Origin of the sequence: Streptomyces ziwulingensis (genome assembly GCF_039542605.1) — a bacterium.
GTDB lineage: Bacteria > Actinomycetota > Actinomycetes > Streptomycetales > Streptomycetaceae > Streptomyces > Streptomyces ziwulingensis.
On sequence record NZ_BAABIG010000102.1, the window covers coordinates 1 to 19,698 of the forward strand.

General features: G+C 72.1%; 18 protein-coding genes. 15 read left to right on the plus strand and 3 right to left on the minus strand.

Going from position 1 to position 19,698, the window contains the following annotated elements; all coding sequences use genetic code 11:
- The first annotated feature begins 114 nt into the window (after window positions 1–114).
- Together ABEB00_RS35150 and ABEB00_RS35155 are read left to right on the plus strand one after the other, a co-directional pair.
- Window positions 115–1,317 (plus strand): sensor histidine kinase, encoded by a 1,203-nt coding sequence (locus tag ABEB00_RS35150; RefSeq protein WP_345624798.1) that lies wholly within the window; start codon window positions 115–117, stop codon window positions 1,315–1,317.
- 168 nt (window positions 1,318–1,485) lie between these two features.
- Window positions 1,486–2,157, plus strand: a complete 672-nt coding sequence (locus tag ABEB00_RS35155; RefSeq protein ID WP_345624799.1) for a response regulator — start codon at window positions 1,486–1,488, stop codon at window positions 2,155–2,157.
- Window positions 2,158–2,180: 23 nt separating this feature from the next.
- Here ABEB00_RS35155 and ABEB00_RS35160 read toward each other — a convergent pair whose 3' ends face one another.
- The gene (locus ABEB00_RS35160) at window positions 2,181–3,476 is read right to left on the minus strand and encodes a threonine aldolase family protein (protein WP_345624800.1); all 1,296 of its coding nucleotides are present in this window, start codon (window positions 3,474–3,476) and stop codon (window positions 2,181–2,183) included.
- Between the two features lie 337 nt (window positions 3,477–3,813).
- Between ABEB00_RS35160 and ABEB00_RS35165 the strand changes: the two genes are divergently transcribed.
- From ABEB00_RS35165 to ABEB00_RS35210, 10 genes are all read left to right on the plus strand, one after another.
- Window positions 3,814–4,752 (plus strand): Rossmann-like and DUF2520 domain-containing protein, encoded by a 939-nt coding sequence (locus tag ABEB00_RS35165; RefSeq protein WP_345624801.1) that lies wholly within the window; start codon window positions 3,814–3,816, stop codon window positions 4,750–4,752.
- A 26-nt stretch (window positions 4,753–4,778) separates the two neighbouring features.
- On the plus strand, window positions 4,779–5,813 hold the full coding sequence (panC, locus tag ABEB00_RS35170; RefSeq protein WP_345624832.1) for a pantoate--beta-alanine ligase: 1,035 nt from the start codon (window positions 4,779–4,781) through the stop codon (window positions 5,811–5,813).
- Window positions 5,810–7,534, plus strand: a complete 1,725-nt coding sequence (locus tag ABEB00_RS35175; RefSeq protein WP_345624802.1) for an L-aspartate oxidase — start codon at window positions 5,810–5,812, stop codon at window positions 7,532–7,534. Before panC ends, ABEB00_RS35175 begins: the two co-directional genes overlap by 4 nt.
- Window positions 7,535–7,539: 5 nt before the next feature.
- The gene (nadC, locus tag ABEB00_RS35180; protein ID WP_345624803.1) at window positions 7,540–8,508 is read left to right on the plus strand and encodes a carboxylating nicotinate-nucleotide diphosphorylase; all 969 of its coding nucleotides are present in this window, start codon (window positions 7,540–7,542) and stop codon (window positions 8,506–8,508) included.
- 11 nt (window positions 8,509–8,519) lie between these two features.
- On the plus strand, window positions 8,520–9,317 hold the full coding sequence (locus ABEB00_RS35185) for a type III pantothenate kinase (RefSeq protein ID WP_345624804.1): 798 nt from the start codon (window positions 8,520–8,522) through the stop codon (window positions 9,315–9,317).
- Window positions 9,318–9,492: 175 nt separating this feature from the next.
- Window positions 9,493–10,248 carry a hypothetical protein gene (locus ABEB00_RS35190; RefSeq protein WP_425586629.1) on the plus strand — a complete coding sequence of 252 codons (756 nt, stop codon included), beginning with the start codon at window positions 9,493–9,495 and terminating at the stop codon, window positions 10,246–10,248.
- A 26-nt stretch (window positions 10,249–10,274) separates the two neighbouring features.
- Entirely contained in the window at window positions 10,275–10,454 is a 180-nt protein-coding gene (locus tag ABEB00_RS35195; RefSeq protein ID WP_345624806.1) for a hypothetical protein, read from the plus strand.
- 185 nt (window positions 10,455–10,639) lie between these two features.
- The gene (locus ABEB00_RS35200; RefSeq protein WP_425586627.1) at window positions 10,640–11,077 is read left to right on the plus strand and encodes a BlaI/MecI/CopY family transcriptional regulator; all 438 of its coding nucleotides are present in this window, start codon (window positions 10,640–10,642) and stop codon (window positions 11,075–11,077) included.
- Between the two features lie 9 nt (window positions 11,078–11,086).
- Window positions 11,087–11,620, plus strand: a complete 534-nt coding sequence (locus tag ABEB00_RS35205) for an amino-acid N-acetyltransferase (RefSeq protein ID WP_345624808.1) — start codon at window positions 11,087–11,089, stop codon at window positions 11,618–11,620.
- Window positions 11,621–11,890: 270 nt separating this feature from the next.
- On the plus strand, window positions 11,891–12,229 hold the full coding sequence (locus tag ABEB00_RS35210) for a histone-like nucleoid-structuring protein Lsr2 (protein ID WP_345624809.1): 339 nt from the start codon (window positions 11,891–11,893) through the stop codon (window positions 12,227–12,229).
- Window positions 12,230–12,242: 13 nt separating this feature from the next.
- On the opposite strand, the gene ABEB00_RS35215 is transcribed toward ABEB00_RS35210, so the two are convergent.
- Window positions 12,243–12,926: an SCO3374 family protein gene (locus ABEB00_RS35215; protein ID WP_345624810.1), complete on the minus strand. Its 684-nt coding sequence runs from the start codon at window positions 12,924–12,926 to the stop codon at window positions 12,243–12,245.
- A 430-nt stretch (window positions 12,927–13,356) separates the two neighbouring features.
- On the opposite strand from ABEB00_RS35215, the gene ABEB00_RS35220 reads away from it, so the two are divergent.
- Window positions 13,357–15,882 carry an ATP-dependent Clp protease ATP-binding subunit gene (locus ABEB00_RS35220; protein ID WP_345624811.1) on the plus strand — a complete coding sequence of 842 codons (2,526 nt, stop codon included), beginning with the start codon at window positions 13,357–13,359 and terminating at the stop codon, window positions 15,880–15,882.
- Between the two features lie 615 nt (window positions 15,883–16,497).
- Window positions 16,498–17,160: a M23 family metallopeptidase gene (locus tag ABEB00_RS35225; protein WP_345624812.1), complete on the plus strand. Its 663-nt coding sequence runs from the start codon at window positions 16,498–16,500 to the stop codon at window positions 17,158–17,160.
- Between the two features lie 22 nt (window positions 17,161–17,182).
- On the opposite strand, the gene ABEB00_RS35230 is transcribed toward ABEB00_RS35225, so the two are convergent.
- Window positions 17,183–17,773, minus strand: coding sequence for a TetR/AcrR family transcriptional regulator (locus tag ABEB00_RS35230; protein ID WP_345624813.1), 591 nt, complete (start codon window positions 17,771–17,773; stop codon window positions 17,183–17,185).
- 133 nt (window positions 17,774–17,906) lie between these two features.
- On the opposite strand from ABEB00_RS35230, the gene ABEB00_RS35235 reads away from it, so the two are divergent.
- Window positions 17,907–19,517 (plus strand): MDR family MFS transporter, encoded by a 1,611-nt coding sequence (locus ABEB00_RS35235; protein WP_345624814.1) that lies wholly within the window; start codon window positions 17,907–17,909, stop codon window positions 19,515–19,517.
- Window positions 19,518–19,698: the final 181 nt, after the last annotated feature.

Consider the following 19,698-nt stretch of genomic DNA (forward strand, 5'->3'; position numbering starts at 1 on the left):
GTCAAGGAGGCGCGCGGGTGCGCGGGGCCTCCACCTTGCGGAGTACGCCCGCCCGTTCGGGATCGGCCCTCCGGTTGACCCCTGCACCGATCGCACTTCCCTACGCTGGGTCACGTGCAGCGCCTCTACGATTTCCTCCGCAGGCACCCGACCGGGGTCGACACCTTCTGGGCCCTTGTCCTGCTAGGGATCTCCGTGGTGTCCGGCGGCCCCCTGGAGGACAGCGGCGGAACGGACGCCAGGGCGCTGGTCGTCCCGTTCGCCGCCCTGCTGTCCCTGGTGGTCGCGCTGCGTCGGCGCACGCCGGAGAAGATGCTGCTGCTGGCCGTCGTGCTCGGTGTGGGCCAGCTCCTGCTGGACGTCGCCACGATGCCGGCCGACTTCGCCATGCTGGTGATCGTCTACACGGTGGCCGCGACCGGTGCGCGCTGGGCGTCCCGGCTGGCGCTGGCCACCAGCCTGTGCGCGGCGGCCGCGGCGCAACTGCGCTGGCCCACCGCGGAGACGGGGATCGCGGGCCAGGTCGCCGTGACGGTCTTCCAGACGGTGCCGTTCGCGCTGGCCTGGGTGCTCGGCGACTCCATCCGCACCCGCCGCGCGTACTTCGCGCAACTGGAGGAGCGGGCCGCGCGCCTGGAGCGGGAGCGGGAGGCGCAGGCCAAGGTGGCGGTCGCCGCCGAGCGCGCCCGCATCGCCCGCGAACTGCACGACGTCGTCGCCCACAACGTCTCCGTGATGGTGGTGCAGGCCGACGGCGCCGCCTATGTCCTGGACACCGCGCCCGACCAGGCGAAGAACGCCCTGGAGACCATCTCCTCCACCGGCCGCCAGGCCCTCGCCGAGATGCGCCGCCTGCTCGGTGTGCTGCGCACCGGCGAGCACGAGGAGGCCGGGGAGTACGTGCCGCAGCCCGACGTCCAGCAGATCGAGGACCTGGTCGAGCAGTGCCGCGGCTCCGGGCTGCCCGTCGACTTCAAGGTGGAGGGCACCCCGCGCCCGCTGCCCAGCGGTGTCGAGCTGACCGCCTACCGCATCGTGCAGGAGGCGCTCACCAACACCCGCAAGCACGGCGGCGTGGACGCCGGCGCGAGCGTACGCCTGGTCTACTTCGACGACGGGCTCGGCCTGCTCGTGGAGGACGACGGCAAGGGCGCCCCGCACGAGCTGTACGAGGAGGGCGGAATGGACGGCCAGGGCCACGGGCTGATCGGCATGCGGGAACGCGTGGGCATGGTGGGCGGCACACTGGACGCGGGTCCGCGCCAGGGCGGAGGCTTCCGCATCAGCGTGCTGCTGCCGCTCAAACCCGCGCACTGACCCGTACAAGTGTCGCGTTGACACCTGTCACGCCCCCAGCGCCCCCACCGCACCTCGCACGCCTCCCGCACACCCCTGGACGCTCCGCACAACCCCGAACGCCCCCGAACACCCCCGCACGACTTTCACCCCCGCACGACCTTCGCAGAGGAACGGAAGAGGCCCCGGATGACGATCCGCGTGATGCTCGTCGACGACCAGGTGCTGCTGCGCACCGGGTTCCGGATGGTGCTCGCCGCCCAGCCGGACATGGAGGTCGTGGCCGAGGCGGGCGACGGCGTCGAGGCCATCCAGGTGCTGCGCGCGAGCGCCGTGGACGTCGTCCTGATGGACGTCCGCATGCCCAGGCTCGACGGCGTGGAGGCCACCCGCCGCATCTGCGCGCAGGACGGCGCCCCCAAGGTGCTCATCCTGACCACCTTCGACCTCGACGAGTACGCCTTCTCGGCACTGAAGGCCGGTGCCTCGGGCTTCATGCTCAAGGACGTGCCGCCCGGCGAACTCCTCGCCGCCATCCGCTCGGTGCACAGCGGCGACGCGGTCGTCGCCCCGTCGACCACCCGGCGCCTGCTCGACCGTTTCGCGCCGATGCTGCCGAGCGGCGTCCAGGAGCCCGGGCACGCCGGTCTCCAGCGGCTCACCGAGCGCGAACGCGAGGTGATGATGCTGGTGGCGCAGGGCCTGTCCAACGGCGAGATCGCGGCCCGGCTGGTGCTCTCCGAGGCGACCGTGAAGACCCATGTCGGCCGCATCCTGACCAAGCTCGGCCTCCGGGACCGCGTCCAGGTCGTGGTCCTGGCCTACGAGACCGGCCTGGTACGGGCGGGCGGACACGGCTGAGCCGGTCCGCGCGGCCCGCCTCCTCAGGGGGCCGTCCGCGCCGCGCGGGCGACGGGGCGCGCGGCGAGGCGGGCGACGAAGCCGGCGACCGCCGCCCGGACGTCCTCCGGCGTCCACTCCAGACCCGCGGCCGACACGCTGATCTCCGTCCGCGCGAGCCCGGGCCCCGGGGAGTCCCAGGGGCGGGCGAAGAGCAGGATGCCGGTCTCCTCGCCCTGCCGTACCGCGGCCTCGCCGACGGCCTCGGCGTCGTAGGGCAGCCAGAGCTGGAACTCGTGGGTGTGCGGCACCTCGGGGTGGACGCGCGCCCAGGGCACCCCCGCCCCGGCGAGGCCCTCCCGCAGGGCGGCGGCCACCACGCGTGCGTGCGACACGTACTCGGGCAGCCGCGGCAGCTCCCGTTCCAGGCCCGCCAGGGCCGACAGGGCGGTGGGGAACTGCTGGAACACCATGCCGCCGTAGCGGTGCCGCCAGACCCTCGCCTCCTCCACCAGGGTCCGCGGGCCGGCCAGCGCGGCGCCGCCGAAGCCGCCGAGGGACTTGTAGAACGACACGTAGACGCTGTCCGCGAGGCCCGCGATCTCGGCGAGCGGCCGGCCGAAGTGCGTGGTCGTCTCCCACAGGCGGGCCCCGTCGAAGTGGACCACCGCGTCCCGCTCCCGGGCGGCCGCGACGACCTCGGTCAGCTCCTCCCAGGTGGGCAGCAGATAACCGGCGTCCCGCAGCGGCAGCTCCAGCATCAGCGTCCCGAAGGGCTCCTCGAAGTCGCGCACCTCCGCCGCGGTGGGCTGCCGGGGCGCGTCGGTCAGCCGCACCGGGCGCAGGCCGCCGACCTGGCTGAGCGCGCCCCGCTCGTGCACCTCGGGGTGGCCGAGGCCGTGCAGCGCGACGACCTGGTTGCCGGTGCGGCCCGCCCAGCAGCGCAGGGCGACCTGCTGGGCCATCGTGCCGGTCGGGAAGAAGGCGGCGGCCTCCGTGCCGAGCAGACCGGCGACCCGCTCCTCCAGGGCGGCGACGACGCCGTTGCCGTACATGTCGGCCGGCTCGGCCAGGTCGTACAGCTCCCGCGCGCTCTCCAGCACCGCCAGGCGCTCCCCGAGCGTCGCCAGGAAGCCCGGCCGCCCCAGCACCCGTCGCGCGTCCCGGTGGGCGGCCACCCGCCGCTCGCGCATCCGCAGGGACCGCTCCGCCTCCGACGCCTCCTCGGTCTCCGACGTTTCCTCGGTCTCCGACGCCTCCTCGGTGTCCGTGCCGCCCTGGTCCGTCCCGTCCAGGTCCGTGCCGCCCTGCCGCTCGCTGGCTCCAGCGTCCTCACTCATACGGCGATCATGCAGGGTGAGGCCGGGAGAGAGACAGTGAGTGACGGATTCCGCCCGAGGACCCCCCCCGCGCGGCCCGCGCGGCCCGCGCGGCCCCCACGGCCCCCACGGCCCCCACGGCCCCCACGGCGCCCACGGCCCCCCACGGCAGGACGGCCCGCGAGCCGCCCGCATCCCGCGCTCCGCGGCGCGCCGGATTGCCCACAGCCTGTGGACAACCACGCCGCGGCCGACGCCCGGCCCTGTGGACGACCGACCGCCGGGGAACCGATCGCGTTAGCATGACGAGAAATCGTCCGGTACCCAGAGCGGACTGGAACGGGAAGGCCCCCGTCGCGTGAACACAACCCCACAGCTCGATCCCAAGGACCGCCCCGCGCGGCTCACCGTAGGCGTCGTGGGCGCCGGCCGGGTGGGCCCGGCGCTCGCCGCGTCCCTCCAGCTCGCCGGGCACCGCCCGGTGGCCGCCGCCGCGGTCTCCGACGCCTCCCGGCGGCGCGCCGCGGCCCTGCTGCCCGACGTGGAGCTGGTGACCCCCGCCGAGGTCCTGCGCCGCGCCGAGCTGGTGCTGCTGACCGTCCCGGACGACGCCCTGCCCGGCCTGGTGACCGGCCTCGCCGAGACCGGGGCGGTACGGCCGGGCCACCTGCTCGTGCACACCTCCGGCCGGTACGGCACGAAGGTCCTGGACCCCGCCCTGCGGGCCGGCGCCCTGCCGCTCGCCCTGCACCCGGCGATGACCTTCACCGGCACCCCCGTGGACGTCCAGCGCCTGGCCGGCTGCGCCTTCGGCGTCACCGCGCCCCAGCAACTGCGGCTCGCCGCCGAGGCCCTCGTCATCGAGATGGGCGGTGAACCGGAGTGGATCGCCGAGGAGAAGCGCCCGCTGTACCACGCGGCCCTCGCCCTCGGCGCCAACCACCTGGTCACCCTGGTCGCCCAGTCCATGGACCTGCTGCGCGCCGCCGGCGTCGAGGCCCCCGACCGGATGCTCGGCCCGCTGCTCGGCGCCGCCCTGGACAACGCCCTGCGCTCCGGCGACGCCGCCCTCACCGGCCCCGTCGCCCGCGGGGACGCCGGCACGGTCGCCGCGCACATCGAGGAACTGCGCGCACACGCCCCGGGGGCCGTCGCCGGCTACCTGGCGATGGCACGCGCGACCGCCGACCGCGCGCTCGCCCACGGGCTGCTCAAGCCCGGCCTCGCCGAGGACCTGCTCGGCGTCCTCGCCGACGGCACCCCCGGCACCCCCGGCACCGAAGGGAACGACCGATGACCCACGGGACCGAGGACGGACGCCCGATGACCACCGCCCTGCTGCACACCGCCGACGCGCTGCACGCGCGGGCACGGCACGGCCGCCGGGCCGTCGTGATGACCATGGGCGCCCTGCACGAGGGCCACGCCACCCTGATCCGCACCGCCCGCGAGCTGGCCGGGCCGGAGGGCGAGGTCGTCGTCACCGTCTTCGTCAACCCGCTGCAGTTCGGCGCCGGCGAGGACCTCGACCGCTACCCGCGCACCCTGGACGCCGACCTCGCGCTCGCCGCACGCGCGGGCGCCGACGTGGTGTTCGCCCCCGCCGTGGACGAGGTCTACCCGGGCGGCGAACCCCAGGTCCGCGTCACCGCCGGACCCATGGGGGAGAGGCTGGAGGGCGCCTCGCGCCCCGGCCACTTCGACGGCATGCTCACGGTCGTCGCCAAGCTGCTGCACCTCACCCGCCCCGACGCGGCCTTCTTCGGCCAGAAGGACGCCCAGCAGCTCGCCCTGGTCCGCCGCATGGTGCGGGACCTGAACTTCGGCATCGAGATCGTCGGCGTCCCCACCGTCCGCGAGGAGGACGGCCTCGCCCTGTCCAGCCGCAACCGCTACCTCTCGCCGGAGGAGCGGCGCACCGCGCTCGCCCTCTCCCAGGCGCTGTTCGCCGGCCGCGACCGGCACGCCGCCCAGGAGGCGCTGCGCGCCCGGGCCCGCGAGGTGCCCGCCACGCACGCGCGTGCCGAAGCGCTCAGCGCCCTGGGCGAGTCCCGCGCGGCCGCCGACGCGCACGCCGTCGCCCAGTCCCGGCCGGCCCCCACCGCCCGCGAGGAGGCCCCGTACCGCGCCGCCGCCTGCGGCCCGGCGGACGTACGCGCGGCGGCCCGCCTGATCCTGGACGACGCCGCCCGTCTCGTTCCGCCGCTCACCCTCGACTACCTGGCCCTAGTCGACCCCGTCGACTTCTCCGAGATCGGGGAGGGCTTCACCGGCGAGGCGGTCCTCGCGGTCGCCGCCCGGATCGGCGCGACCCGGCTGATCGACAACATCCCCCTCACGTTCGGAGCCGCCTCGTGACGACCACAGGCATACGACTGCACGCCCCCGCGCCCGGCTGGGCCCTCACCGCGGACGTGGTCGTCGTCGGCTCCGGCGTCGCCGGTCTCACCGCCGCCCTGCGCTGCGAGGCGGCCGGTCTCAGCACGGTCGTGGTCACCAAGGCCCGCCTGGACGACGGCTCCACCCGCTGGGCGCAGGGCGGCATAGCGGCGGCCCTCGGCGAGGGCGACACCCCGGGCCAGCACCTGGACGACACCCTGGTCGCGGGCGTCGGCCTGTGCGACGAGGCGGCGGTCCGGCTCCTGGTCACCGAGGGCCCCGACGCCGTACGCCGGCTCATCGCCACCGGCGCGCACTTCGACGAGTCCGCCGACGGCGCCCTGCAACTGACCCGCGAGGGCGGTCACCACCGCCGCCGCATCGCCCACGCGGGGGGCGACGCGACCGGCGCGGAGATCTCCCGGGCCCTGGTCGACGCGGTACGCGCCCGGGGCCTGCGCACGGTCGAGAACGCCCTCGTCCTGGACCTCCTCACGGACGCCGAGGGCCGCACCGCCGGTGTCACCCTGCACGTCATGGGAGAGGGCCAGCACGACGGAGTGGGGGCCGTCCACGCCCCCGCCGTGGTCCTCGCCACCGGCGGCATGGGCCAGGTCTTCTCGGCCACCACCAACCCGTCCGTCTCCACCGGCGACGGCGTGGCCCTCGCCCTGCGCGCGGGCGCCGAGGTCAGCGACCTGGAGTTCGTCCAGTTCCACCCCACCGTGCTCTTCCTCGGCCCCGACGCGGAGGGCCAGCAGCCCCTGGTCTCGGAGGCGGTACGCGGCGAGGGCGCCCACCTGGTGGACGCCGACGGCACGCGCTTCATGGTGGGACAGCACGAGCTGGCGGAACTCGCCCCCCGGGACGTCGTCGCCAAGGGCATCACCCGCCGGATGCGGGAGCGGGGCGCCGCACACATGTTCCTCGACGCCCGCCACTTCGGCGCCGAGATGTGGGAGCACCGCTTCCCGACGATCCTCGCCGCCTGCCGCGCGCACGGCATCGACCCGGTCACCGAGCCGATCCCGGTCGCCCCGGCCGCCCACTACGCCTCCGGCGGCGTACGCACCGACTCCCGGGGCCGCACCACGGTCCCCGGCCTCTACGCCTGCGGCGAGGTCGCCTGCACGGGCGTGCACGGCGCCAACCGCCTGGCCTCCAACAGCCTCCTCGAAGGGCTGGTCTACGCCGAGCGGATCGCCGCCGACGTCGCCGCCCGCCACGCGGACGGCACCCTGCACGCGCGCGAGGTGCACCCGCTCACCCACCCGGAGACCCCCGCCCACCCGCTCCTGCCGCCCGAGGCCCGCCTCACCATCCAGCGGATCATGACCGACGGCGCCGGCGTCCTGCGCTCCGCCGGCTCCCTCACCCGCGCGGGTGACCGGTTGCGGCACCTGCACACCGAGGCCCGCGAGGCCCTCCACGAGCACGGCAAGACGGCCGAGCCGGGCGTCGACGCCTGGGAGGCCACCAACCTCCTGTGCGTCGCGCGGGTCCTCGTCGCCGCGGCCGCACAGCGCGAGGAGACCCGGGGCTGCCACTGGCGCGAGGACCACCCGGACCGCGACGACCCGGCCTGGCGCCGCCACCTCGTCGTACGGCTGAACCCGGACCGCACCCTCGCCGTGCACACCACGCAGGCACCAGACTTTCCCCCGACCGGACCGCCGACGCAGAGCCCCCAGGAGCAGTGAGCCACGTGACCACCCCCGACCTTCCCCTCGCCCCCGGCGGCTGCGGTGACGACTGCGCCTGCGGTGCCGGCGAAGAACACCTGGAGTGCGGTCTCGACCCCGCGCTCGCCGAACTCCTGGCGGACGCCGGCCTCGACCCCGTGGAGATCGAGGACATCGCCAACGTCGCCATCCAGGAGGACCTCGCCCACGGCGTGGACGTGACGACGGTCGCGACCATCCCCGAGGACGCGGTGGCCACCGCCGACTTCACCGCGCGGGAGGCCGGCGTCGTGGCCGGCCTGCGCGTCGCCGAGGCCGTCATGTCCGTCGTCTGCACCGACGAGTTCGAGGTGGAGCGCCACGTCGAGGACGGCGACCGCGTGGCGGCCGGCCAGCCGCTCCTGTCGGTCACCACCCGTACCCAGGACCTGCTGACCGCCGAACGCAGCGCCCTGAACCTCCTGTGCCGCCTCTCCGGCATCGCGACCGCCACCCGCGCGTGGGCGGACGCCCTGGAAGGCACCGGCACCAAGGTCCGCGACACCCGCAAGACCACCCCCGGCCTGCGCTCCCTGGAGAAGTTCGCCGTCCGCGCGGGCGGCGGTGTCAACCACCGCATGTCCCTCTCGGACGCGGCGCTGGTCAAGGACAACCACGTGGTCGCCGCGGGCGGCGTCGCCGCAGCCTTCCAGGCGGTCCGCGACCGCTTCCCCGACGTCCCCATCGAGGTCGAGGTCGACACCCTCCAGCAGCTCCGCGAGGTCCTGGACGCGGGCGCCGACCTGATCCTGCTGGACAACTTCACGCCCGGTGAGTGCGAGGAGGCCGTGGCCCTGGTCGCCGGCCGCGCCGCCCTCGAAGCCTCGGGCCGCCTCACCCTGGACAACGCCAAGGTGTACGCGGACACCGGCGTCGACTACCTGGCCGTGGGCGCCCTCACCCACAGCTCCCCGATCCTCGACATCGGCCTCGACCTGCGAGCAGCGGAGTAGGTGGCCACCCCATGCTGCTGACCATCGACGTGGGCAACACGCACACCGTCCTCGGCCTGTTCGACGGCGACGACATCGTCGAACACTGGCGCATCTCCACCGACGCCCGCCGCACCGCCGACGAACTGGCGGTGCTCCTCCAGGGCCTGATGGGCATGCACCCGCTCCTCGGCGACGAACTGGGCGACGGCATCGACGGCATCGCCATCTGCGCCACCGTCCCCTCCGTCCTGCACGAACTGCGCGAGGTCACCCGCCGCTACTACGGCGACGTCCCCGCGGTCCTGGTCGAACCGGGCGTCAAGACCGGCGTCCCGATCCTCACCGACAACCCCAAGGAGGTCGGCGCGGACCGCATCATCAACGCGGTCGCCGCGGTCGACCTCTACGGCGGCCCCGCCATCGTCGTCGACTTCGGCACGGCGACGACGTTCGACGCGGTCAGCGCGCGCGGGGAGTACGTCGGCGGGGTCATCGCCCCCGGCATCGAGATCTCCGTCGACGCCCTGGGCGTCAAGGGCGCCCAGCTCCGCAAGATCGAGGTGGCCCGCCCGCGCAGCGTGATCGGCAAGAACACGGTCGAGGCGATGCAGGCGGGCATCGTGTACGGCTTCGCCGGCCAGGTCGACGGCGTGGTCGGCCGCATGGCCCGCGAACTGGCCGACGACCCCGACGACGTCACGGTCATCGCCACGGGTGGCCTCGCGCCGATGGTCCTGGGCGAGTCCGCGGTCATCGACGAACACGAGCCGTGGCTGACCCTGATCGGCCTGCGCCTGGTCTACGAACGGAACGTGTCCCGTATGTGAGCCCCGCTCCGAACCCGCTCCCCACCCGCTCCGAACCCCCTCCCCACCCGCTCCCCATCCGAGTGGCACGCCCACCCGGGTGGGACCCCCACGCCACGCCCGTCCCCTGTGTCGGGTTTGTCTGATTAGCGCGTATCGTCGCCGCATGCCCACGCCATACGGATCCCGCGGCGGCCTGGCGTTCGGCGCGGAGGAGCTGCGTGTGCTCCGCCGCGCTCTCGCTCTCGCCCTCCACCCCAGCCCCGTCTCGGCCGAGGACGTCCAAGACTGCCTGCGCCTGGCCGAGTCCCTGGACGAGGCCACGCGGGAGAGTGCCCGCCTGCGCGCCTTCCTCGTGGCCGACCTCGCCCGCTACCGCGCCGCCCTCCCCGGTACCGCCGCCGGCTACCTGACCCTCCTCGACGAGGCTCTGAGCGCCGGCCACCGCCCGACCCGGGACGACCTCGCCGCACTGCGGGCCCTGCGCGGCAACCCCACCGCCGCCGCCCTCCTGGACCGCTGCCACCCCCACACCGCCGCGGTCCCGGCCCCCACCGCCGCGGTCCCGGCCCGGACCGGCACCGTCCCGGCGGCCCCCGCCCCGGCCGTCCCCGCCGCCCGCACCCGCCTCCTCGCCCTCCCCGGCGGCCGCTCCGGCAGCCCCTGCGACGGCCCGCACGGAACCCTCCACGGAACCCCCCATGGGAACCCCGCAGGCCCGTACGGCAGCCTGCCCGGTGCGCGCGGCAGCCTCCCCGGCGCCGCCGCCCGCGCCGCCGCCCAGGACGGCCCCGCCGAGCGGCCCGACCGGGAGCCCGCCGAGAAGCCGGCCCCCCGCCCCTCCTCCCCGGACACCACGAAACGCCCCGTCCCGACCCCGGGCGAGGTCTTCCCCCGCCGCAAGCCGGCCCCGCCCGCCGCCGCTCCCGGACAGCACCTCGCGGTGGGCTGACCCGACCCGGTGGCTACCCTGGAGCCATGGACTACGTCTCCGCGCTGCTGCCCCCGGTCGTCATGGCCGTGCTCTTCGTCGCCGTGATCAGGGTGATCGTGAAGACCCAGGGCGGCGCCAACAAGGCCAAGGAGGACGCGGCCGTCGACGCCGCCCTCGCCCGGGCGGAGAGCACCCGGCAGGCGACGCCGCGCGCGGACGCCTGACCCCTCCCTGCCCGCCGAGCCCCTCCTGGGGGCTTCCGGCCCGGACCCCGCACGGCCCCGCCGGTCCCCTTTGTCGGCTTTGTCAGCTTTGTCGGCAAAACCGCATGTGCGGCACGCGGCGACCGAGTTCTCCCACTACTGTGCTGAACGTGCCTCGCCCATTGGGAGAACTCGAAGACGCGGTCATGACGAGGGTGTGGAAGTGGAACCGCCCGGTGACCGTTCGAGAAGTCCTGGAAGATCTCCAGCGGGAACGGTCGATCGCGTACACCACCGTGATGACCGTTCTGGACAATCTCCATCAGAAGGGCTGGGTCCGCCGCGAGGCGGAAGGCCGGGCCTATCGATATGAGGCGGTCTCCACCCGCCCCGCCTACGCCGCCGCCCTGATGAACGACGCCTGGTCGCAGAGTGACAACCCGGCCGCCGCCCTCGTCGCCTTCTTCGGCATGATGAGCGAGGAACAGCGCCAGGCCCTCAGAGACGCCATCCGCATCGCCCAGGGCCCGGAAACAGCCGAACCCCGCACCGGGGATCAGGCGCCCGGACGAAACGCCGGACAGAACGAGAGCCGCAACCCGGGCCGGAACCCCGACTCCACACCCTCCGCCGACGGGCGATAGCGTCCGCTCATGTCAGCAGTGAGTCCTGAAGTCAGCGCGAAAGCCATCACCGTCCGACGGGCCCGCACCAGGGATGTCCCGACGGTACGCCGACTCCTCGACTCGTACGCGCGTGACCGCATCCTGCTCGACAAAGCGACGGTCACGCTTTACGAGGACATCCAGGAGTTCTGGGTCGCGGAACGCGACGACAACGCCGAGGTCGTCGGCTGCGGCGCCCTGCACGTGATGTGGGAAGACCTCGCGGAAGTGCGGACTCTCGCCGTGAAGCCGGGGCTGAAGGGGGCCGGGGTCGGCCATCAGTTGCTGGAGAAGTTGCTGGAGACCGCGCGTTGGCTCGGTGTTCGCCGCGTTTTCTGTCTGACCTTCGAAGTGGACTTCTTCGCCAAGCACGGCTTCGTGGAGATCGGGGAGACGCCGGTGGACACCGATGTCTACGCGGAGCTGCTCCGTTCCTATGACGAGGGCGTCGCGGAGTTCCTCGGTCTCGAACGAGTGAAACCGAACACCTTGGGCAACAGTCGGATGCTTCTGCATCTGTGATCATCACCGTCGGATCGGCAAGTGTCACCGCGGCTGCGCACACCTCGGCCAGGTTTATTCCATCGGCACGTCCCTCCGGCCGTGGCCTATGTCCGATACGCGCATCTTCCGGGGCGCGGGCCGGGCTGTTGGTTCCCGCCGGGGGTTTGTGTTTTTCCCGCAAAAGCGGTTTGCTTTCCGACGTAGTGCAGTAGTGCATATAACAAGGGCGGCGAAACGGCGGACGCCGGCGGACCCCGACCCTTCCAGTTATCGATGAAAGGAAATCCGGTGGCACAGAAGGTTCAGGTCCTTCTCGTCGATGACCTCGACGGCGGCGAGGCGGACGAGACCGTGACGTTCGCGTTGGACGGCAAGACGTACGAAATCGATCTCACCACCGCCAACGCGGACAAGCTCCGTGGCCTTCTCGACGCGTACGTGAAGGGCGGCCGCCGCACCGGAGGCCGTGCCTCGGGCGGACGCGGCGGCAAGGCGCGGGTCGCCTCCGGCGGCAGCCAGGACACCGCGGCCATCCGCGCCTGGGCCAAGGAGAACGGCTACGACGTCAACGACCGCGGCCGGGTGCCCGCGACCATCCGCGAGGCGTACGAGAAGGCCAACGGCTGACCGGCAGTCCCGATCACCTCCGCGCGCACCCCGCAGGCCACAGCCGGAGGCGGTGGCACTGCGTGGCCACCGTCCCGACCACCCGCACGAGATCCGGCACGGACTCCCGTACCGAACCCGGCGCGGTCCCGCGACCTGCCCCCGGCGCGAGACCGGGGGCGACCGCGCCGCTTCCCAGGGCCGACAGTGTCGGCAGTGAGTCTTCGACCTCGCACCCCGGCTCAGGGGGCCGCAGCCACACGGCGGCCCCCTGCGGACCCGGCGCCCCGCCGGGCAGCGGCGCGTCGACCAGGCCGCCGGCGCCGAGGGCCACGAGGTCCAGCGGCAGCGATCCCCACTCCAGCCACTCCAGCAGCCCCGGCAGCTCCTCCGCGCTGCCCGGCGCCACGAGGAGCAGCATCCGGTCGCCGCGGAGCGCCACCGGGAAGCCGTGCCCGAGCCGTCCGAGGGACGCGTGACCGGCCGGAGCGGGGAGGTCCAGCACGTCGAAGCGGACGCCGGTGCGCAGCCGTACCGGGACACCCGGCTCCGTCTCCCAGCCGAGCGCGTGCTCGTACCACCGCCGCACCCGGCCCCACGGTCCGTCCGGTGCGGACTCCGGCGGACGGCGCGGGCCGGGAACCACGACGGCCGAGGCGGCAGAGGTGGCCGAAGCGGCCGCGGGACCCGGGTCGCCCGCGGGCGAGGCGCCAACCATGCCAAGTCCAACCGTCCCCGAGGGCCTCAAGTTACGCTGGGTGTTCCGGCCGGTGCGAAGAGTGCCGAGAATCGGGGTGCGCGGGGGCGCGGGGAGGTGCGAGGTTGTTCGCCCGTAGCGGAGGGAATCAGTGCGCGCGGCATGGACTGTCAGTGCCGGCGGGTAAGACATCCCTAGTGGGAGGGGGCGACACGCAGAAAAGGGCGTCTCACGTTCGCCATCGGCGTACTGGCGACTGGGGTAAGTGCCTGGCCTGCGGGAACATCGTCTCGCACCATCGGGTTGTGGCAGATGTCGGCGTTGCGGGTCAGGAGGCCATCGACGGTGTCGGCAGTTGGAATGAGCGGTCCCCGCTTGCGGGACTAAGCTGCGGAAGGACAGGGAGGGGAAGTTCCCCTTACTGCCTGACCGCTCTGAGGAGCGATTAACGATGTTCGAGAGGTTCACCGACCGCGCGCGGCGGGTTGTCGTCCTGGCTCAGGAAGAAGCCCGGATGCTCAACCACAACTACATCGGCACCGAGCACATCCTCCTGGGCCTGATCCACGAGGGTGAGGGTGTCGCCGCCAAGGCCCTTGAGAGCCTCGGGATTTCGCTCGAGGCGGTCCGCCAGCAGGTGGAGGAGATCATCGGGCAGGGCCAGCAGGCCCCGTCGGGTCACATCCCCTTCACCCCCCGTGCCAAGAAGGTCCTGGAGCTGTCGCTCCGCGAGGCCCTCCAGCTCGGTCACAACTACATCGGCACGGAGCACATCCTGCTCGGCCTGATCCGCGAGGGCGAGGGCGTCGCCGCCCAGGTCCTGGTCAAGCTGGGTGCCGATCTCAACCGGGTGCGGCAGCAGGTCATCCAGTTGCTCTCCGGCTACCAGGGCAAGGAGACCGCCACCGCCGGCGGTCCTGCCGAGGGCACGCCCTCCACGTCCCTGGTCCTCGACCAGTTCGGCCGGAACCTCACCCAGGCCGCTCGTGAGTCCAAGCTCGACCCGGTCATCGGGCGCGAGAAGGAGATCGAGCGGGTCATGCAGGTGCTGTCCCGCCGCACCAAGAACAACCCGGTCCTGATCGGCGAGCCCGGCGTCGGCAAGACCGCCGTCGTCGAGGGCCTCGCACAGGCCATCGTCAAGGGCGAGGTGCCCGAGACCCTCAAGGACAAGCACCTCTACACCCTGGACCTCGGCGCGCTGGTCGCCGGCTCCCGCTACCGCGGTGACTTCGAGGAGCGCCTGAAGAAGGTCCTCAAGGAGATCCGCACCCGCGGCGACATCATCCTGTTCATCGACGAGCTGCACACGCTGGTCGGTGCGGGTGCCGCCGAGGGCGCCATCGACGCCGCTTCGATCCTGAAGCCGATGCTGGCCCGCGGTGAGCTGCAGACCATCGGCGCCACCACGCTGGACGAGTACCGCAAGCACCTGGAGAAGGACGCGGCCCTGGAGCGCCGCTTCCAGCCCATCCAGGTCGCCGAGCCCTCGCTCCCGCACACCATCGAGATCCTCAAGGGTCTGCGCGACCGTTACGAGGCCCACCACCGGGTCTCCATCACGGACGAGGCCCTGGTCCAGGCCGCCACCCTGGCCGACCGGTACATCTCGGACCGCTTCCTGCCGGACAAGGCGATCGACCTGATCGACGAGGCCGGCTCCCGGATGCGCATCCGCCGGATGACCGCGCCGCCGGACCTGCGCGAGTTCGACGAGAAGATCGCGGGCGTCCGCCGCGACAAGGAGTCGGCCATCGACTCCCAGGACTTCGAGAAGGCGGCTTCCCTCCGCGACAAGGAGAAGCAGCTCCTCGCCGCGAAGGCCAAGCGGGAGAAGGAGTGGAAGGCCGGCGACATGGACGTCGTCGCCGAGGTCGACGGCGAGCTGATCGCCGAGGTCCTCGCGACCGCCACCGGCATCCCGGTCTTCAAGCTGACCGAGGAGGAGTCCAGCCGCCTGCTCCGCATGGAGGAGGAGCTGCACAAGCGGGTCATCGGCCAGAAGGACGCCGTCAAGGCGCTCTCCAAGGCGATCCGCCGCACGCGTGCCGGGCTCAAGGACCCGAAGCGCCCGGGTGGCTCGTTCATCTTCGCCGGCCCGTCCGGTGTCGGTAAGACCGAGCTGTCCAAGGCGCTCGCCGAGTTCCTCTTCGGTGACGAGGACGCGCTGATCTCCCTCGACATGTCGGAGTTCAGCGAGAAGCACACGGTCTCGCGTCTCTTCGGTTCGCCCCCCGGTTACGTGGGCTACGAGGAGGGCGGCCAGCTCACCGAGAAGGTGCGCCGCAAGCCGTTCTCGGTCGTCCTCTTCGACGAGGTCGAGAAGGCCCACCCGGACATCTTCAACTCGCTGCTGCAGATCCTGGAGGACGGTCGCCTGACCGACTCCCAGGGCCGGGTCGTGGACTTCAAGAACACGGTCATCATCATGACGACCAACCTCGGCACCCGGGACATCTCCAAGGGGTTCAACCTCGGCTTCGCCGCCGCGGGCGACACCAAGAGCAACTACGAGCGCATGAAGAACAAGGTCTCGGACGAGCTGAAGCAGCACTTCCGGCCCGAGTTCCTCAACCGCGTCGACGACGTGGTCGTCTTCCCGCAGTTGTCCCAGGAGGACATCCTGCGGATCGTCGACCTGATGATCGAAAAGGTGGACGAGCGCCTGAAGGACCGGGACATGGGCGTCGAGCTCTCCCCGTCCGCCAAGGAACTGCTGTCCACCAAGGGCTACGACCCCGTGCTGGGCGCCCGGCCGCTGCGCCGGACCATCCAGCGCGAGATCGAGGACACGCTCTCCGAGAAGATCCTCTTCGGTGAGCTGCGCCCCGGTCACATCGTGGTCGTCGACACCGAGGGTGAGGGCGAGACCAAGACCTTCACCTTCCGAGGTGAGGAGAAGTCGGCCCTGCCCGACGCCCCGCCGATCGAGCAGGCGGCCGGCGGCACCGGCCCGAACCTGAGCAAGGAGGCGTAGCCCTCCGAGGGTGAGCCCAGAAAGGGGCTGCCCCGGGACTTCGGTCCCGGGGCAGCCCCTTTCGCCGTGCCGCGTCGTGCCGTGCCGCGCTGCGTGCGGCGTGCTGAGCCGTGCCGCGTCGTGCGTCGTGCGGCGTGCGGCGTGCCGTGCCGTGTCAGGCGTCGGCGCGGGGCCGCTTCGGTGCCCTGTACGAATGCTTGCTCTGTGGCGGGTCGAGTGCGTGCTGCGCGGCGGGCGTGGCCGACGTCGTGGAAGTCCGCCGGGCCGTGTTCCGGCGTAGCCCCGGTCACATCCGGCGGGGCTTCGATCATGGTGCCCGGTGACGTGCCGCACAGGGGTTCCGGGGGATACGGCCAGGAATAGTAGGGCGGACGGGAAGTGCCTGATCGGGCACCTCGCCGCGAGCGGGAGGCGTGGGCCCAGGCTTGTGACCTGGTTTGTCCGGAATGACGGGTCTTTTGGGGCTACGGAAGTTTTACGATGAAGTACTAGTCTTCGTCGTAGGTCACACCTTTGTGCCGGTACGCCCTGGTGGGTTACCAATGTGGAGTCCCGCTCGGCGAGTGTCTGTGCGTCGGAGGGGCTTTCCTCTGTCCCCACCCCCGTGAGGTTCGTATGTCTCCGCGTGTCACGTCCCGTTCTTCCCGTACGACCGCCCTCCGCACCCGCGCCGCTGTCCTGGCCGCCGGCCTCGGAGCCTCGGTCGCGCTGGGAGCAGGGGTCGCGGCCGCCGCCGACACCACGGCGGCCTCCACCGCCTCCGGCGCGGCGAGCGCCGTCGAGGCCCAGGCCGCGGCTCAGGCCAAGGCCGCCACCGCCCAGAAGACCGACGCCAAGACGGCCGCCGCGAAGAAGGCCGCCTCCTGGATCGACCCGGTGAAGTCCTACAAGCTCAGCGCGAGCTTCGCGCAGGCCGGCGGCATGTGGCAGTCCACCCACAGCGGGCAGGACTTCGCCGTGCCCACCGGCACCAACGTGATGGCCGCCCACGGCGGCACCGTCGTCAAGGCCGGTGGCAACGGCGCCGGTGACGGCCCCGCCTACGGCAACGCCATCGTCATCAAGCACGGCAACGGCACGTACTCCCAGTACGCCCACCTGTCGCGGATCGACGTGAAGATAGGCCAGGTCGTCAAGACCGGTCAGCACATCGCCCAGTCCGGTTCCACCGGTAACTCCAGCGGTCCGCACCTGCACTTCGAGATCCGCACGACCGCCAACTACGGCTCGGCCGTCGACCCGGTCGCCTTCCTGCGCTCCAAGGGCGTCACCGTCTGACGGTCACACCCCGACAAGAACCTCAGCCGCCCTGATGGGCCTGGGTGACCAGATCGATCGCGACCTCGAGAACAGCCTTGCGCTTGGTCTCGGGGTCGCCTTCGAGGTCCTGGAGCACGAACATCCCCGCGTGCAGCGTGAACATCGCGCTCACGCAGCGGACCTGGTCGGTCAGGTCCGCGTCCGGGTCGACCAGGATGTCCTTGAGGCCCAGCATCCGGGTCTTGAACATCTCGCCGATGCGCAGCTCCCGCACCGTGGCCTGGTTCTCCTGCATGAAGCGGAACAGGGGGGCGGCGTCCGCCAGCGCATGGCTGTAGCGGCGCACTATGTCCTGCTTGGTCTGCAGCGTGTGCGGCTGGGTCCGGCCCCACTCGATGAGTTCAGTGATCGGCTTGGTGAGATCCTCGAAGATGCTGACGAGGATCTCTTCCTTGGTCTTGAAGTGGTAGTAGAGGGCCGCCTTCGTGACCTCCAGCCGCTCGGCGATCTCGCGCAGGGAGGTCTTCTCGTAACCCTGCTCGGCGAAGAGTTCGAGAGCCACGTCCTGGATGCGCTGGCGGGTGTCCCCGCGGCGTCGTTGCTGCTTGGTGCCGTCCATCGTGCCGCCCATCCTCCTACGCCCCAGCCGCTCCGCGCACTTTCCCAGAAACTTACTTGACGCCCGGCTAGTTACGCGTCTACCTTCCGAGTGTAGTCACTAGCCGGGCGGCAAGTAAGTGCCGGTAGCTGGGGGAGTGGGAGCGATGGCGGAGACAGCAGTGGCCGAGAACGGCCGTACAGAGGCCGTGGACGGCAAGCAACCCAGGAGCGTGCGGGTCGTCCTGCTCGCCCTGATGATCGCGATGATGCTCGCGATGCTCGACAACATGATCATCGGTACGGCGATGCCGACCATCGTGGGCGAACTGGGCGGACTCGAACACCTCGCCTGGGTGGTGACCGCCTACACCCTCGCCACCGCCGCCTCCACACCGCTGTGGGGCAAGCTCGGCGACATGTACGGCCGCAAGGGCGTCTTCATGACGTCGATCGTGATCTTCCTGATCGGTTCCGCGCTCAGCGGCATGGCCCAGGACATGGGCCAGCTCATCGGCTTCCGCGCCGTGCAGGGACTGGGCGCCGGCGGTCTGATGGTGGGCGTCATGGCGATCATCGGTGATCTGATCCCGCCGCGGGAGCGCGGCAAGTACCAGGGCATGATGGCCGGCGTCATGGCGCTGGCGATGATCGGCGGCCCGCTGATCGGCGGCACCATCACCGACCACTGGGGCTGGCGCTGGTCCTTCTACATCAACCTGCCGCTCGGCGCGGTCGCGCTGATCGCCATCAGCGTCGTACTGCACCTGCCGAAGAAGCGGGCCGAGGCGCGGATCGACTATCTGGGCGCCGCGCTGCTCGCCGTCGGCATCACCTCGATCGTCCTCGTCACCACCTGGGGCGGCACCGAGTACGCCTGGACCTCCGCGCGGATCATGGAACTGATCGGCATCGGCGTCGCCGCGCTGGTCGGTTTCGTCTTCTGGCAGACCAGGGCCGCCGAACCGATCGTGCCGCTGCACATCTTCCGCAGCCGCAACTTCACCCTGATGTCCCTGATCGGCTTCGTCGTCGGGTTCGTGATGTTCGGGGCGACCCTCTTCCTGCCGCTCTACCAGCAGGCCGTGCAGGGCGCCTCGGCGACCAACTCGGGGCTGCTGCTCCTGCCGCTGCTGGGCGCGATGCTCGTCACCTCGATGGTCGCCGGGCGGGTCACGACGAACACCGGCCGGTACAAGATCTTCCCCGTGGCCGGCGGCGCGCTGATGGCGGTCGGCCTCTACCTGCTCTCCCTGATGGACACCGACACCTCCCGGTTCACCTCCGGTCTGTACATGGCCGTGGTGGGCCTGGGCATGGGCTGCCTGATGCAGATCACCATGCTGGTGGCGCAGAACAGCGTGGAGATGAAGGACATGGGCGTGGCCTCCTCGTCCACCACCCTCTTCCGCACCCTCGGCGCCTCCTTCGGCGTGGCGCTCATGGGTGCGCTCTTCAACCACCGGGTGCAGGACGTGATGGCCGAGCGGGCCGGCACGCTGGGCGCCAAGGTGACCGAGCAGTCCGCGCAGCTCGACGCGGCCAGCCTGGCGAAGCTGCCGGTGCTGGCACGGGAGGCGTACCAGCACGCGGTCTCCGCCGGATCGCACAGCGCCTTCCTGCTGGGCTCCGCGGTGGCCCTGCTCGCACTGGTCGCGGCGCTGTTCGTCAAGGAGGTCCCGCTCAAGGGGGCGGGACCGAAGGCGCAGGAGGACCCGGCGGACGGCCCCGGCACCGGCGACGGCGCCGCGGCGAAGACCCCGGCGACAGCCGGCTAGACCGCCTGTCCGACGGGCGCGCCCGTCGGACAGTCATCACCTGCCGTCACTCACCGTCCGGCACGACGAGAGGCTCCCCGGGACAGCTCCCGGGGGGCTTTTCGCGTGAGCCGCCTTCCCTGGGCGGGCCACTCGTATGAGCCGCTCTCCCCGGGCGGGCCTCTTGCAAGGGCCGCTCTCC